16 protein-coding genes are annotated in these 14,529 nt (G+C 31.8%); 11 read left to right on the plus strand and 5 right to left on the minus strand.

Going from position 1 to position 14,529, the window contains the following annotated elements; genetic code table 11:
- A complete protein-coding gene (locus tag O5O44_RS14175) occupies positions 1-981 on the minus strand; it encodes a D-cysteine desulfhydrase family protein (RefSeq protein ID WP_289194884.1) in 981 nt (326 codons plus the stop codon).
- A gap of 589 nt (positions 982-1,570) precedes the next feature.
- Here O5O44_RS14175 and O5O44_RS14180 point away from each other — a divergent pair.
- The 6 genes from O5O44_RS14180 to O5O44_RS14205 all read left to right on the plus strand — a co-directional run bounded on the left by O5O44_RS14180 (position 1,571) and on the right by O5O44_RS14205 (position 6,074).
- Positions 1,571-1,987 (plus strand): helix-turn-helix transcriptional regulator, encoded by a 417-nt coding sequence (locus tag O5O44_RS14180; RefSeq protein ID WP_289194885.1) that lies wholly within the window; start codon positions 1,571-1,573, stop codon positions 1,985-1,987.
- Positions 1,988-2,248: 261 nt separating this feature from the next.
- Positions 2,249-3,085 carry an RteC domain-containing protein gene (locus O5O44_RS14185; RefSeq protein ID WP_289194886.1) on the plus strand — a complete coding sequence of 279 codons (837 nt, stop codon included), beginning with the start codon at positions 2,249-2,251 and terminating at the stop codon, positions 3,083-3,085.
- 275 nt (positions 3,086-3,360) lie between these two features.
- Entirely contained in the window at positions 3,361-3,642 is a 282-nt protein-coding gene (locus tag O5O44_RS14190) for a helix-turn-helix domain-containing protein (protein WP_203255945.1), read from the plus strand.
- 6 nt (positions 3,643-3,648) lie between these two features.
- Positions 3,649-4,296 (plus strand): hypothetical protein, encoded by a 648-nt coding sequence (locus O5O44_RS14195; RefSeq protein ID WP_289194887.1) that lies wholly within the window; start codon positions 3,649-3,651, stop codon positions 4,294-4,296.
- A complete protein-coding gene (locus O5O44_RS14200; RefSeq protein ID WP_218546313.1) occupies positions 4,280-4,936 on the plus strand; it encodes a P-loop NTPase family protein in 657 nt (218 codons plus the stop codon). Before O5O44_RS14195 ends, O5O44_RS14200 begins: the two co-directional genes overlap by 17 nt.
- A 13-nt stretch (positions 4,937-4,949) precedes the next feature.
- On the plus strand, positions 4,950-6,074 hold the full coding sequence (locus tag O5O44_RS14205) for an exonuclease/endonuclease/phosphatase family protein (protein ID WP_289194888.1): 1,125 nt from the start codon (positions 4,950-4,952) through the stop codon (positions 6,072-6,074).
- Between the two features lie 39 nt (positions 6,075-6,113).
- Here O5O44_RS14205 and O5O44_RS14210 read toward each other — a convergent pair whose 3' ends face one another.
- From O5O44_RS14210 to O5O44_RS14220, 3 genes are read right to left on the minus strand one after another with little or no spacing between them, the layout of a single operon-like run.
- Positions 6,114-6,551: a ubiquitination-like system serine protease family protein gene (locus O5O44_RS14210; RefSeq protein WP_289194889.1), complete on the minus strand. Its 438-nt coding sequence runs from the start codon at positions 6,549-6,551 to the stop codon at positions 6,114-6,116.
- A complete protein-coding gene (locus O5O44_RS14215; protein ID WP_289194890.1) occupies positions 6,535-7,713 on the minus strand; it encodes a ThiF family adenylyltransferase in 1,179 nt (392 codons plus the stop codon). Before O5O44_RS14215 ends, O5O44_RS14210 begins: the two co-directional genes overlap by 17 nt.
- Entirely contained in the window at positions 7,688-8,350 is a 663-nt protein-coding gene (locus O5O44_RS14220) for a multiubiquitin domain-containing protein (RefSeq protein ID WP_289194891.1), read from the minus strand. The genes O5O44_RS14215 and O5O44_RS14220 overlap by 26 nt, the downstream gene beginning before the upstream one ends.
- A gap of 565 nt (positions 8,351-8,915) precedes the next feature.
- Here O5O44_RS14220 and O5O44_RS14225 point away from each other — a divergent pair.
- A complete protein-coding gene (locus tag O5O44_RS14225) occupies positions 8,916-10,010 on the plus strand; it encodes a helix-turn-helix domain-containing protein (protein ID WP_289194892.1) in 1,095 nt (364 codons plus the stop codon).
- Positions 10,011-10,101: 91 nt separating this feature from the next.
- Here the strand turns inward: O5O44_RS14225 and O5O44_RS14230 are convergent, their stop codons facing one another.
- Positions 10,102-10,755: an N-acetylmuramoyl-L-alanine amidase family protein gene (locus tag O5O44_RS14230; RefSeq protein ID WP_289194893.1), complete on the minus strand. Its 654-nt coding sequence runs from the start codon at positions 10,753-10,755 to the stop codon at positions 10,102-10,104.
- 175 nt (positions 10,756-10,930) lie between these two features.
- On the opposite strand from O5O44_RS14230, the gene O5O44_RS14235 reads away from it, so the two are divergent.
- From O5O44_RS14235 to O5O44_RS14250, 4 genes are read left to right on the plus strand one after another with little or no spacing between them, the layout of a single operon-like run.
- On the plus strand, positions 10,931-11,218 hold the full coding sequence (locus tag O5O44_RS14235; protein WP_289194894.1) for a hypothetical protein: 288 nt from the start codon (positions 10,931-10,933) through the stop codon (positions 11,216-11,218).
- Between the two features lie 34 nt (positions 11,219-11,252).
- Positions 11,253-11,537, plus strand: coding sequence for a hypothetical protein (locus O5O44_RS14240; RefSeq protein WP_289194895.1), 285 nt, complete (start codon positions 11,253-11,255; stop codon positions 11,535-11,537).
- Positions 11,524-13,926, plus strand: coding sequence for a TraG family conjugative transposon ATPase (locus tag O5O44_RS14245; protein WP_289194896.1), 2,403 nt, complete (start codon positions 11,524-11,526; stop codon positions 13,924-13,926). The genes O5O44_RS14240 and O5O44_RS14245 overlap by 14 nt, the downstream gene beginning before the upstream one ends.
- A gap of 14 nt (positions 13,927-13,940) precedes the next feature.
- A complete protein-coding gene (locus O5O44_RS14250) occupies positions 13,941-14,528 on the plus strand; it encodes a conjugal transfer protein (RefSeq protein ID WP_193744022.1) in 588 nt (195 codons plus the stop codon).
- The last annotated feature ends 1 nt before the right edge of the window (position 14,529 follow it).

The raw sequence follows: 14,529 nt of genomic DNA on the forward strand, positions 1-14,529 counted from the left end.
TTATTTTAAAAGCTCTTCGGAATAATAAAAATTTGCCGGCAAACCACCTGTATGCCAAAAGAGCACATTAGAGTTTTTCTCAATTTTGTTATTTTGAAGATGGTCAATCATTCCGTAAAATGCTCTGCCAGAATAAACGGGGTCTAACAATATACCTTCACTTTGAGCCAATTGCTTTATGGCCATCTTTTCGTTTTCAGTAATTACTCCATAACCAGGTTTATCATAATCTCTAATAAGTGTTGCATCTTTAATTGAGTACGTTTTTTGAATACTCAATTCTTTTTGACCTTGATGCAGTATCTCTAAAACAGCATCGTCTAGTGTTTTATCTCCTAAACCAATTTTATCTATACTAATTGGCATTAGTTTTATATCAAGATCGTATAAATCTATACCAAGTTTAAGCCCAGCTTGTGTTCCGCCAGAACTTGATGCAAAGAAAATATAATCGATTTTCAAGTTATTTTCTAAAAGTTGTTCCTTCAATTCTTTAACAGCATCCACAAAACCATAAGCTCCAAGTAAATTAGATCCACCATAAGGGATTTCGTAAATATTTTTTTTCTGCGCTTCTAGATCTTGCTTTAATTTAATTATATCCTCTCCTTTTCTATTATCTCCAGTAAAATGAATTTTAGCTCCTAATAAATGGGAAAGCAACAAATTACCATTATAATTTTTAGGCTCTTTTCCTCCTAGCAGTAAATGACATTCTAATCCAGTTTTTGCACAAGCCGCAGCTGTTTGTCGACAATGATTGGATTGTTGTGCTCCTGCAGTAATTATAGTATCACATCCTTTTTCTAAAGCATCGTAAATAAAGTATTGTAATTTCCTTACTTTGTTTCCTCCTGAAGCTAATCCTGAATTATCATCCCGTTTAATAAACAAATTATAATCAGGATATTTTTTAGATAAATTCTCCAATCGCTCCAGTGGAGTTGGAAAAAAACCTAAACTGTATTTTTTAGACAACATTATAAGCTGATTTTTGATTAACACTAATATATAGTATCTTTAACTGTAATGAAAATTATATGCAATATTTTGTTATTCAAATACTTATATGCAGCCCCAAGAGCAAAAATATCATTTCACACCTGAATACGTATATTCATCATCAATGCATTGGATTGTATTATTTATATGTATTGTAATTAGCCTAATCATTGTTTTTCAACTATTCAAAATAATCTTTAGTAAACATAAAACAATCAAAGCTTCTTACAGATATTTGGTTCTGGCTATCCTTTTTCTACTCTATAATATACTTAATGGTTTATTACCTAACACATCTCTACCTGGACCTCTATTTCTTCAATACATAGCAACATATAGTATTTCCATTATTATGTGTATATATCTTGTTTGGTATTTATATATAGAGTTTAATGTTATCACACCAAATCCATTTTTTAAAATCAAAAATCTATCAATAATACTATCTCTGTGCTTTATATTTTTATTCATTATACCATATTATTATACAAGCTCACTCAATTTTTCTAGAAGTCTATTTTTGGTATTACCTATATTTATGTCCATAACATTTTTGATATATTTCTTTATGACAATAAGAAAAGAAGTTAAAAGACAGCGATACTTCAAAATTCAAACTTACTTAGGTCTTACTTCTATATTATCCGTAATTCTTTTGCCTTTACTAACATACTTTGGAGATTTTCAACCTATTACCCAGCCTTTAGTATCCATGGCTTTCTTTTTGGTTACTATCATGGAGATTAATAGTTATTTATACCGTTTAAAGAACACGTACATGTTGAAAAGAAATATCGGAAGAGATTTTGGTTTCACAAATAGAGAGAATGAAATTGCTATTCAAATTATTAAAGGAGATAGTTATAAAAAAATATCCAAAAATATGTTTATATCATATGGAACGGTAAGGAAACATGCTTCAAATATTTTTATAAAGTCTAGTGTTTCTAATAAAGAGGACTTTGTAAAAAAGTTAAAAGGTTAATCATAAACAACAAAATACATGTGAACAAAAATTCACACACAAAATACGCAGAAACTACACAGATATAATTTTGATTCTATTTATATTTTAAACAACTTAGAATTAAAATGAAATAGTTAGTCCCTAAAAAACCTAAATTAATAGAAGCATTAATATGATCGAAAAAAATATTATTAGTTTCTCTCATTTACATCTTTCATATCATCCTTTTAAATTTTACATTCTTCTTAGAAATGACTATTTCTATATTAAAATGACAGAATGGATTTTAAAAATAAAAATAAGAATCTACTATTCAATTTGGATGAAATAAAATATAGTTCCAATGGAATTATTGAACGATCAAACAAATCCATAATCGCTTGTCGAAACCTTCTAAACACATATAAAAAAGCAGTAGTCATCGATGGTTTTAAATCTACTGAAGAAGAAATAGAATTCTTTAAAAGAATAAAACAAATTCCATTTTCTCAACTTATATATTATTCAGAAATCCGATCTTTTGAAATTCAATTTCCTAAAGTAGATACAAGACAACAAAGAAAATACGTGAAAAAGAAACTAGGCAAACTAAATCGTTTCTTTCTATATAACATGGACTTTGTACAATACATTGAATCCAAACAGACACATCTAGACCAACAATACTTCACAAGAGATTATTTTGATAATCTTCCTATAACATCTTCAAAATTTTACTTTCAAGACCCAGACTTCTGTACCCCTTATGATTTACTCTTAGGCAAATTAAAGGCATCAAAGCGTTTTATCAATTATTTACAAAACAGATTATTCGATGCTAAAAAATCAAAATATAAGAATGAATTAGAATTGAACAATCTTACAGAGCTAGAGTGGACATCTTCAAAAACTGCTCTCACAGAATTGGTTTATGCGTTATACCATAGTAGAGTCATTAATAACGGAAAATCTGATATTAAAGAAATTGCTTCTACCTTAGAAAGTGTATTTCATTTCAAACTGGGCGACTACTATAAAACCTTTGCTGATATAAAATCTCGAAAAATTAGTCGCACCAAGTTCTTGGATGACCTTTCCGCAAGTTTACTTTCTCATATGGAGAGTTCAGAAGAATAACACTTCAAAAAACACAGTACTCGGTTTACCTTACGTTTTTAAATTTATCTTTCAAAAAAAGGAATCACTTCTTATTTAAACAATCATTTTTATTACCAAAACACATCAAATAATACCATTTATCAAAATGTTAAATTTTGACCCCACTACGGTTTAACTACTGATTAAAATCCATCAATACTATTCAAATTTGTCGAACGAAAGTCAAATCAGGTCAAGGACTATCATCTTAGTTGAAAGCAAAATGGTAGTTCTTTTCTAAAAATAGTTCTACTATGCCAGCAACAATTATTACTACAGATGATCTTAGGGATTTTAAACTTGAATTACTCGATGACATTAAAAAACTTTTAAGCAAACAAGCGCAAGGTAAACTGAAGAAATATCTAAAATCTTCAGAACTCATGGACTTGCTTCAAATTAGTCCTGGCACTTTACAGAATCTTCGAATTAAAGGCACACTCCCCTATACAAAGGTTGGTGGCATCATTTTTTATGATTCCGAAGAAATCCAAAAGGTTATGGACAATAATCGCGTGCACCACAAAATCGATTAAGGATGTATGAATTATATAAAACATCTCAATGCTGTATTTCAAAAATTCTATGCAGACAAAAGACTAAACACAACTCATGTCAGCTTGTATATGGCTTTGTTTCAGTTTTGGAATTTAAACCGATTTCGAGACGAATTTTATATAGACAGACAAGAAGTTATGGAACTCTCAAAAATTGGTTCGACAGCAACTTATCATCGCTGTTTAAAACAAATGGATTCATGGGATTATCTAAAATATTTCCCTTCACATAATCCATATAAAGGTAGTAAAATCAAGTTGTTCAATTTCGGCACAACCTCTGAACAAGTTGTGAATGAGTTTGAAACAAGTACTGAACAAGCATTGATACGTAATACAAACAGTAATAAACAAATGGAAAACATAAATAAAACTAAGCTACCAAAAAATGAATTTGAAGTGATTGATTTTTTTAAAAATAAAAAATGGCCTGATAATGAAGCCAAGAAATTCTACAACCACTACCAGGGCATCGGATGGAAAATTGGTGGCAAAATAAAAATTGAAGATTGGCATGCTACAGCGAGTAATTGGATGCTAAAAGCCAACGAATTTGAAACTGCAGATGCAGTTCCTCAAAAAAAGGACAACCTGCGAACCAATAAAAACAAAGATTATGGTCAACCCTTGTAAAATAGTCGAAGAACACAAAACGTATGACATTGGTACGTTTGATGGCAAAGAAGTGATATACGATTTTGAAAAAATCTTAATCTACCTCGATGTTAAAGGAAAAATGCTCTTTGGTAATCAATTTAAAATCTACGAAGAAGACCGACCAATCATCTTAAAACTCTGCCATTATTTCATAAAAGACAAAGAAAATTGCGAGAAAAATGAGATTGACCCAAATAAAGGCATTTTACTTTCTGGACCTGTTGGATGTGGCAAAACAAGTTTAATGATTCTACTAAAAAACATTGTTCCGTTGCAAAAGCCATACATCCTAATTCCTTCCAGAAATATCGTCTTTGGTTTCAATCACATTGGCTACAAAACTATTGAAGATTATGGATGTAGGCAGTTTTTCTGCTTTGATGATTTAGGCGTTGAACCTATTGGAAGACATTACGGAAAAGACTGTAATGTCATGGGCGAAATCTTACTCTCACGACACGAACTTTTTATAAACCATCACATAAAAACCCACGGAACTACAAATCTAAATGCTGAAGAATTGGAAGATTTATATGGCAATAGAGTCCGAAGCAGAATGCGAGAATTATTCAACCTCGTGGCATTCGATCAAGATACTAGCGATAAACGAAAATAAATATTTAGAAATTATGAAAATAGCAACTTTTAATGTTCAGAACTTATTCCACAGAGACAGAAGTCTTTTAGAAAAACTAACCAAAAATTTAACTGTCGATTGGACAATAGAGCTTGACAAACTCATGATCGTACCTACTAAATCATTAACCCAGCAAGATCGGATTAGAGAACTCTCATTTTTAATAGGTTTTGAAAAATCAAGCCCTAGGCCTTATGCAGTTTTGAGACGAAAAGCAGGTTTTCTCTTTATGAAAGGTCTTAGCCACTCTATTGATTGCAAAGCCAATAATCTCACAGATTGGAATGGGTGGATAAAACTTCAAACCGTTCCTATTCATCCCAAGTCCACGCAACACAAAGCCCAGGTTATCGCCAATGTAAATCCAGATATTTTACTGCTACAAGAAATTGAAGATAGAGCTTCTTTTGAGGATTTTAACCAGCTTATTCTCCCAGAATTTGACTGTAAACCTTTTGAACACTCTTTTGTGATTCAAGGTAATGATATGAATGGTTTAGAAATGGGAATAGCTTTACGACAAGGCTATAATTTAGAAGCTATTAGAACCCATAATATCAATGCAGCAACTAACGACGATGGCAAAAATTTAATTGAATATGAAATTAGCACACCATTCAAAGAAACCATTTGGGTCTTAAATGCTTATTTAGAAAAGCCCACAAAAGAGAGAAAACAATTCGATAACATTCGAAAAAAACAAGTTTGGAAGATTGCTGAAGTTTATAGAAAGCTAATAGCTGAAGGTAAAACCAATGTCATCATCGCAGGTACATTTAACGTGCCATCTTATTGTAATTCTTTATCGCCTTTAATTCAAGACACAGACTTAAAAGACATTACAAAACATCTCTCTTTTGAAGTGGATATCGATAAAGGAAATGATGGTACTTACTTTAGATTAGGTGCTTACAGAATGGGTGTTAATATTAAGCAGAAAGATTACATGTTGTTCTCTCCAACTTTATTTAGTAAGATGAAAGATAGTGGTTTGAATCGTAAAGCGATGTGGCCAGAAAAACATCCGCAATGGTCTATCTATAAATCTGTTTCTAATAGAAATGTTGCTGCTAGTGAGCATCCTTTGGTTTGGGGGAATATTGATTTATCTATTTAAAAGAAAATAAACCCCAGTCTTTCAACTAGGGCTTATAAACTATTTCCAAAATAAGAGCTTCTGAAACCAACTCCTCTTTTTAGACTCAGGTTTAGGCAATTCAACAGAATGACTTAATCCCTCCTCTAAATTTTGCGAGTCTTTATTCCTATAATACTCCTCTCTTTCGGAATCTTCAACTGCTCTAACTTCACGTATAGTTTCGTCAGACCATTTTAATGACCATTCAACCTCGTTGTTAGTAATCCAATAATGAGATTTACAATCAAAACTCCAGTTACCAACCGATGGTTTTAAACTGATTGCCTCTCCATTATAAATCATTTTCCATCCTCTAGGAGTTAAAGGTGTATTAACCTCACTTCCACAACCACAGGCACATTTATGAATCACTGTACCATAATCTAAAGAAATGTACAGAATACCTCCTTCAATTATATCTGGTATAAAGTCAACGAACTTATGCTGAAATCTCATCACTTACTAATTGATTAACGTTAATCGAATAAGTGCTGTGATGCTCATTCTCAAGGTCATTTAAAACGCCATAACGCTTGTAAAACTTAATTACAGCAAACGTTGCATTTAAGCAGTTCAAAGGAGCAATTTGGATATTGGAAGCATACTCTTCATTTTCTTCATCAGCAAATGAAATACATCCATTCCAAACATGGTCTCTTTTATTTTTAGTACTCGTAGTAGTCCTAATCATTCCTATTAAGGAATCATCAACTCGTTCCACTCCAATTCCTGTATCAATAAATTCGACCCCTTCATCTTCCAGTTTTTTAAATATTAATTCTTTGATTTCACTTTTGTCAATACAAACAAATACAAAATCCAAATCTTTAAGCATACCTACATTAGATTCATTTATAAACAAACCATGAGTTATAATATGCTTGTGCATTTTAGAATAAATATTGTAAAGATAATCTACCTTTAAAACGGATTCATTGAGTTCTTCCATCGAAGGTGCACCAGGTACTCTAAAAGCATTATGTTGTAAAAACTTATCACCATCATACAAGTGTATTTCGCCTACATAAGTTTTTGCTATGAAATCTAATATGTAAGAACCTGTACCTCCAAGACCTATAATGCCAATTTTAAGCCCTGACAACTTTTGGTTAATGGCTTCAATTTCAGCTTTTGAAGAATTGGTATCACTATAATTTAATACTGACTCCTCATCCAATGACTCAATAACTTTATATGTTCGAGCAGTAACACTAGGGTCAATATTTCTGGCAGGTGCTGAAATAATTTCAGCATACTGCACCATTTTATCATAGTAATTCTGATAACCATTTGCAGGTTTGTTTGAAAATGAATGGTTCACAACAATCCTATCAGTTAAATTCGTAGTTCGACTCGAATGCTGTAACTGACGAATTATAGTTCCATCAATGTTACAAGGAAATTCACCTGCAAAATGTATTACATGTGTATTAGGCTTTGTAACTTGATTGTTAGCAATAGACACGTTGCTAACCAACGTGCCTTTTATTACTTCTTTATTAGCGTTCAAATAAGGAACACTATGCATCAATAAGTAATTTCCAATTACTTCTACTTCGTAACCATTGTCACGAAGTTTTTTGACGTCTGGACTATGATTTATTAGTTTGTGTGACATTGAAAATCATTTTATTTTTAACATATATCACTTCACCTTTAACCATACTTCCTTCTGGCTTACTAGGTACACCTCGCTTATAATTTATTGTATAAATCACATTAGGATTAGTGGAAACTTCTCCATAAGCAAGTTTTACAACATCATCGAAAGAGATTTTTTCATTGCTCCATGCCTTTTCTCTAGCATTTACAATAACACATTTAATCTCTTCTCGTTCACAGCTTACAAAACATGATGTTTTGGTTATAGCTATCTTATGTTCGACATCGTCTTTATAAGACACTTCTACAATACCTTTACGAATCTCTTTTAGATAGAATCGGTCAGGGTTAATACCTGCCATAACCATTATTTCTAAAGGAGTCATAAAACACTCTTCAACTTCGTACTGCTTGTCATCAACTTTTATTTTCAGCTTTCTATAAGGTTTTGCCTTGAAACCTTCAATACCTGCTGTTTTGAGGTCAACTATCTCATCAAGTTGAATAGGCTCGAAGCCCTTTTCGTTGATTTTGTATAGTAACTCAAAATCCTCTACAGGAGTCAAATTAGCAATAGTTAATAATTCACGTCCTGTTTTTTTTGATTCGTCGGACTCGAATTTCTGATTATTAATTTTAAATAAATAAATCATCTGTTATAAAATTTATTGTTTCACAAAATGCCATCAAAATAGATAGCTCTTTAACACCCCATTTTCTTTAAAACAGCATGGGCTATGTACTGCTCCGGTAAAATATTTTGTTAAAACAATTGTATAAATCCTAAAAAGATGTTACTTTCGTAGAACAAAATAAAAACATAAGGAACGCTTCAATTTAGGTGACAAGCCTTTTGAAGATTAGTTTACCAGACTAAAAAAAATTCCTAGATAATCTTAAATCCAATCTGTTGCTCCAACAACAAATTGGATTTTTTTTATTTCATGTCAGCTTAATATTTAAAATTATACATCTACAAATATACTAAAAAATCAGTTAATTAAATTTTTAGTGATAACAATTTTGTTAACATTTATTCTATATAAATATTTTTAGTTGATTCTAAAACAAACTTACAATAATTTAAAAATAGATTCGTTATGACATTATATAAAGTTTTCAATTTTTATCAACTAATTCGAATAAAGTTATTAACATTTTATTGATATTAAGAAGTTAATAACTATATTTGTACACTTTTTAAATCTAAACCCTTTTATGCGAAACAAAGTCATTCACCCAGGTATTACACTTGATAATATGTTGAATGAAAGAAGTTTAAGCCAACGAGACCTAGCCTCAAGAATTGACGTAGCTCATTCTTTGCTCAACAATATATTAAAAGGTAATAGAAATATTAATGTTCATATAGCAATAGCACTTGAATCAGCAGGATTTGAGGATGCTAATTATTGGCTAATGGAACAAATGAAATTTAACTTATATCAAGCTCACAATGATGAAGATGTAATTAAGAAAACAAAATCAATAAAAGAATGGAATGATATTGAAGAGAGTGGGATTGTTCCATTAAACTTCTTTAAAAAACAAAATATAGGAGTCAACACATCAGATGATATTGATAAAATTTATAGAGTTTATGGTGTGGAAGATTACAAAAGTCTTGAAAAAAGAGTTAGTGAATTTAATCCTACCTACTTTAGAAAATCCTCAAAATTTTCTGAAAACAAGTACAATGTAGTCGCTTGGTCTCTTATGGCTAAATATAAAGCGAATCAAGAAACAGTTCCTAGCTTTAAGCGTTCAAATGAACAACTGTTGTTAAAAGAGTTGAAAAAATGCTTTTACAGCAACCAAGATGTAATCAACAAAACAAGGACAATTTTAAATAAGTTTGGAATAAAGTTTTTTACACTAAACAGGCCTCCTCAAACTCCAGTTGATGGAAAGTCATTTATGTCAGGAGAGAATCCTGCAATTGTTCTATCTCTAAAATATAAACGTCTGGATAATTTTGCTTTTACGTTGTTCCATGAATTGGGTCATGTTTTTGAACATTTAACTAATCCTGACAAACCCCAATATCGAGACGAGGAATTCTTTATAAATAGTTCCAATACCGAAATTGTAGAGTTTGAAGCTGACAACTATGCAAGAAATAATCTTATAGAACAGAACCTATGGAGCGATTTTATAACTCTTAATGAAGAGTTTACAGATGATATTATTTTAGATTTTTCTAACAAACATAAAATACATGCAGGTATTGTAAGAGGGAGAGTATGTTTTGAATATAATGAATACTATAGAAAAAGGTCTTTTATCACAACTTTAAATAAATTAGAAATATAGTATTTCTATTTTTTAAGCAGACTAAGTAATTTTCTAATTATTACAAAAATTAATCCTTTCAAGCTGTTAAAAACCTCCGCATACAACTCCCTCATAAACCCAAAAATTTAATAATAGACTTCAACATTACAAGCGCAACAGCGTACTGCGAATTTTCATTTGACAAGTAAATTGCTTCATCTGTGTGGGATAAAAATCCAAGCTCTAAAAGGATGGTAGCAGTACTATCGTCATTATCCCGTAACACCTGAAAATTGCCATATTTTATACCTCTATTCTTAATGCCAAGTATATCAGCCAATCCTTTCTGTATGGTAAATCCTAAATAAGCAGATTCATCAGCTTGTATTTCACTTTTAGGATGAATAAAAACCTCTGTTCCTGATGCTGTTCTGTTTATAGCTTGATTGCAATGTGTCGAAATGAATATATCAGCTTTAAGTTTTTTGGATAGTTGTGTTCTATCGCCTAGAGATATTAATGTGTCTTTATATCTAGTGAGATATAACATTAAAGGGTTTTCAAATAAGGTATTATTGAGTACCACTATTTTAGAAGCGATACCCAAAGCAATATCCTTTTCCTTTATACCATTTCTGCTCGTTGCACCAGCATCTTTTCCACCATGTCCAGGATCTATTACAACAATAGGATTCCTTGCTTGGTTTTTGCTATTCTGTGCATAGGTAAAATTTAAAAAAAACAGACAGAATAACAGTACTATAATTTGATTTAATGTGTTCATAATAATCGTTTTAGATTACACAATATTCAAGAAATCAATCACTTCCTTAATAATCTTCAAAAGTTTAACACCAATTAGCGTTAAAATTTAGAGATTTTCTTCCATCAACTTCATTTCATAATAGATTTCACAAAATAAAATCAGAAACTGCCTCTACAGGCTAAACCAAATAATTATGAAAAAATCAATTTTTATCTTACTCGCATTCTTGCTAACATCAGCGTCAAGCTTTGCTCAAATTGGTGGTATTGAAGATTCTGTAAACGATGTTTCAGATACCATTAGAACCATTTTCCCCATCATTCTTGGTGTCATTTTCCTTATTGGATTCCTATTTAATGCTGGTCATTTCTTTGGCGAGAACGCAGATCTTAAAAAAGGGATTACTCGTGTTTTAGTATTCGTTCTCATCGCTGGCGCTGTAGTAGGCATCTTCACTTACTTGATAACTATAGTAGTTTAATGACCCTCATCGAGGGCTTTATTAGAAAAGCTATATGAAGAAATACGAAGTATATAAAAACATTAGGAAACGGGCAGTCATTTTTGGGTTGCCCATTTCCCTATTTGCCTTAATGATGGTTTCAATTCTTGCATCATTATTAATCATCATTTTTTCTTTCAGTTTTGGATTGATAATTGGCATTTTGGTTTTCAACTCTGCCTTATATGTTGCCTTGACGCGCATAACCCACAATCCACAACTTTTTCAGATGGCAAAAGCCTTCCCAAGAATTATAAGCAACAAAAGAAATTCCGGCTTCGATTATGAACAAGATTAATATTTCAGCATATCAACCTATTGTAGATATTCAAGACCATATCGTATTTGCCAATAATGGCAATGTGGTTTTATGCTATGAAGGGAATCTGCCAGAAATCTATTCCTTGTCCGAAAAGGATTTTGAGGATATGCATGGTGCTTGGTTTCAAGCTTTGAAATCGTTACCTATTGGAACTGTTGTACATAAACAAGACATCTACCTTAAGAAATCCTATTCTTCAGAACAACTTCCAAACACCACCTTTTTAGAAAAAGCCACACACCAGCATTTTAAAGGGCGCGGACATATAGAGCATAAATGTTATTTGTTCTTCATATTAACCAAAAACAAAGCACTCAACAATCCAAAATACGTCAATCCCTTCAGAAAAGTTTCAAAGGGTGTTGTACAAGAATTGGATGATAACATTAAGAGCTTCGCTAATTCTGTAAACGATTCGGTTTCCTTTATAAATAATAGTAGAAAAATAGAATTCCTTCCACTAAATGCAAAAGACATTCTGCAATTAACAAATAGTTATTTCAATGGTTTCAATGAAGGCTTTGATACCGATATTTTATTGGAAAAGAAAAACGTCAATATAGGCGAAAACCATTTTGATACGCTCGCCATCAACAGCGAATTATGCTTTGGCGAAAATGTACAAAGTAGCAAAACCAATGAGAAATTCACTTCGGATGATTTTGTGTTTCATCAAGGATTTATCGATGGTCTAGGACTTACACTCAATGAAAACCATATTGTTAACCAGATTCTGTATTTGGATGACAAACAAAAATGGCGAAAGCTACTAGATAAGAAAATAGAGGAACTTAATAAAAGTTCAAATTTTGGTTCACAGAACAAAGTGGTGCTTGGTAAAATTCAGCACATTTTGGACCAAATCAATGCAGATGATAATTCACGAATCATACGTGGTCATCTCAATATTGTGTATTGGTCTAAAAATGCGAAAGAACTAGATAAAATAACTTCTAAGATTAAAACCGAATTTAAAGAATTGGATATCATTCCTTACTATCCACGAGGCGAAGAACGCAAAAATTATATACTAAATAGTTACTGTTGCTTCTCTTCTAATTTTTCAAACAATGATTTATACGTAACTGATTTAAAGCATGCGCTTTGCTTGTTTTTAAATAACACCAACTACAAATCAGATAAAACAGGCATCATCTTTAATGATAGAGAACATAACATTCCAGTATTAAAAGATGTTTGGGATGAAAAAAAGAAGCGCATCAAAGCTCGAAACTTTGCCATTTTCGCACCTACAGGCGAAGGCAAATCATTTTTGGCGAATAACATTCTGCGTCAATATTTTGAAAGTGGTGTTCGTTTAGTTATAATAGATTTGGGTGGTTCTTACACCAAATTCGCAAAACTCTATCCTGAAAAATATACCGTATTACGATACGAGAGCGGAAAAAATTTAGGCATTAATCCATTTTACATTAATGATGCAAAAGATTTAACACCTGAACGACTTGAAGATTTATCGGTCTTTCTTTTTGAATTGTTTGCTTCAGATTTAAAAGTAACCAAAGCGCAATCGGTTTCCGTTAAAAAGATACTGCGCCATTATTACAATAGCACTTCAGAAAATCATTCTTTGGAAGGTTATTACAACTTTATAGAAAGGCACCAGGAAAATCTTCTGAGCACATTAAAAATCCATCCCGACTACTTTAATGTTACAAGCTTTCTGCATGTGATGTCTGAGTATGTTGGCGATGGTCTATATAGCTTTCTATTTGAGGTTAGCGAAGACCAGACCTACAAAATTGAAGACAAACGGTTAATTGTTTTTGAACTAGATGAAGTAAAGGACAACAAGGAAATCCTGTCTGTAATGTTGAAACTTATTAAGTCAGCTATTCAAAGAACAATTTGGAAAAACAGAGCTGAAAAAGGTATCATCTTATTCGATGAGTTTGCCAAACAACTGAAGTTTGAAAATGTACTTGAAAGTGTAGAATTCTACTACCAAGCTATCCGAAAACAAAATGGCGCTATTGGAATTATTCTACAATCAATTAATCAGCTTCCAAATAATTCAACATCAGCAAGCATTCTAGAGAATACCCAAGTCATTTATAGTCTGAATAACGAAAAAGGATATGACGAACTGGTTAAAAGACTCAATCTATCTAGCCACGATTTAAACCAATTAAAATCCATTAAAAACAATCTTTCTGGTCCACGGAAGTATACCGAAATGTTTATCAAAATCGGAAAGGAAAGCAACATTTTTAGGCTCGAAGTTCCTAAAGAAGTGTATGCGGCCTATTTAACCGATGGGCAAGAAAACGAGGACATCATGAAGCTCTACGAAGAGCATCACGATATGCAAAAAGCAATAATTCAATTCACATCTAAAAATTAAAAGCAATGAAAACAATGAAAACAAAAATCAAAACAGTAGTAATCGGGTTAATATTTAGTATTGCCTTTTTATTGCCTGGCGGTGCTACCGCCCAAGGTATGCCCACATATGACAATACCAATTTTATCAGTTTGGTAAAACAACTTGTAGAATCAGGTAAACAGACAGCTCAAATGATAAAGTCTGTGAAATTTCTAAAAGACGCCAAAGAAGCCATAGAGAAAGTTTCTAGTGTGGTACAACAACTTAGAGCAGTTGAAGAAATTGCACAAAACAACCAACGTCTTATTCAGGTTATGCAAAATGATTTACAAGACATTTTGAACTCGCCTTATATAAAACCTGAAGAAGTTACACGAATTGCAGAATCATTTGATGCGATAGTCCAAAACTCATTGGACACCGTTGAATTTATGGGCGAAATTTTATCCAGCGATAATCTTAAAATGACCGATGCCGAACGTGCAGAAGTTCTTAAAAAGAAGGAACAGGAATCCAAAGAAATGGTTTCTAATATCACTACAAAAACGAAACGATACAGAGACATTATTTCCTTCAGAAAAATGCAAGATAAAGTTAATAATCGCGAAACAAATTATTAGA

This window comes from Algibacter luteus (assembly GCF_030344935.1).
Taxonomy (GTDB): domain Bacteria; phylum Bacteroidota; class Bacteroidia; order Flavobacteriales; family Flavobacteriaceae; genus Arenitalea; species Arenitalea lutea.

Coding starts and splice junctions, on each gene's coding strand:
- O5O44_RS14240 (WP_289194895.1), top strand. CDS start 11,253: ATGAAGAAATACGAAGTATATAAAAACATTAGGAAACGGGCAGTCATT.
- O5O44_RS14175 (WP_289194884.1), bottom strand. CDS start 981: ATGTTGTCTAAAAAATACAGTTTAGGTTTTTTTCCAACTCCACTGGAG.
- O5O44_RS14220 (WP_289194891.1), bottom strand. CDS start 8,350: ATGATTTATTTATTTAAAATTAATAATCAGAAATTCGAGTCCGACGAA.
- O5O44_RS14205 (WP_289194888.1), top strand. CDS start 4,950: ATGAAAATAGCAACTTTTAATGTTCAGAACTTATTCCACAGAGACAGA.
- O5O44_RS14245 (WP_289194896.1), top strand. CDS start 11,524: ATGAACAAGATTAATATTTCAGCATATCAACCTATTGTAGATATTCAA.
- O5O44_RS14190 (WP_203255945.1), top strand. CDS start 3,361: ATGCCAGCAACAATTATTACTACAGATGATCTTAGGGATTTTAAACTT.
- O5O44_RS14210 (WP_289194889.1), bottom strand. CDS start 6,551: ATGAGATTTCAGCATAAGTTCGTTGACTTTATACCAGATATAATTGAA.
- O5O44_RS14185 (WP_289194886.1), top strand. CDS start 2,249: ATGGATTTTAAAAATAAAAATAAGAATCTACTATTCAATTTGGATGAA.
- O5O44_RS14250 (WP_193744022.1), top strand. CDS start 13,941: ATGAAAACAAAAATCAAAACAGTAGTAATCGGGTTAATATTTAGTATT.
- O5O44_RS14180 (WP_289194885.1), top strand. CDS start 1,571: ATGACAATAAGAAAAGAAGTTAAAAGACAGCGATACTTCAAAATTCAA.
- O5O44_RS14195 (WP_289194887.1), top strand. CDS start 3,649: ATGAATTATATAAAACATCTCAATGCTGTATTTCAAAAATTCTATGCA.
- O5O44_RS14200 (WP_218546313.1), top strand. CDS start 4,280: ATGGTCAACCCTTGTAAAATAGTCGAAGAACACAAAACGTATGACATT.
- O5O44_RS14230 (WP_289194893.1), bottom strand. CDS start 10,755: ATGAACACATTAAATCAAATTATAGTACTGTTATTCTGTCTGTTTTTT.
- O5O44_RS14235 (WP_289194894.1), top strand. CDS start 10,931: ATGAAAAAATCAATTTTTATCTTACTCGCATTCTTGCTAACATCAGCG.
- O5O44_RS14225 (WP_289194892.1), top strand. CDS start 8,916: ATGCGAAACAAAGTCATTCACCCAGGTATTACACTTGATAATATGTTG.
- O5O44_RS14215 (WP_289194890.1), bottom strand. CDS start 7,713: ATGTCACACAAACTAATAAATCATAGTCCAGACGTCAAAAAACTTCGT.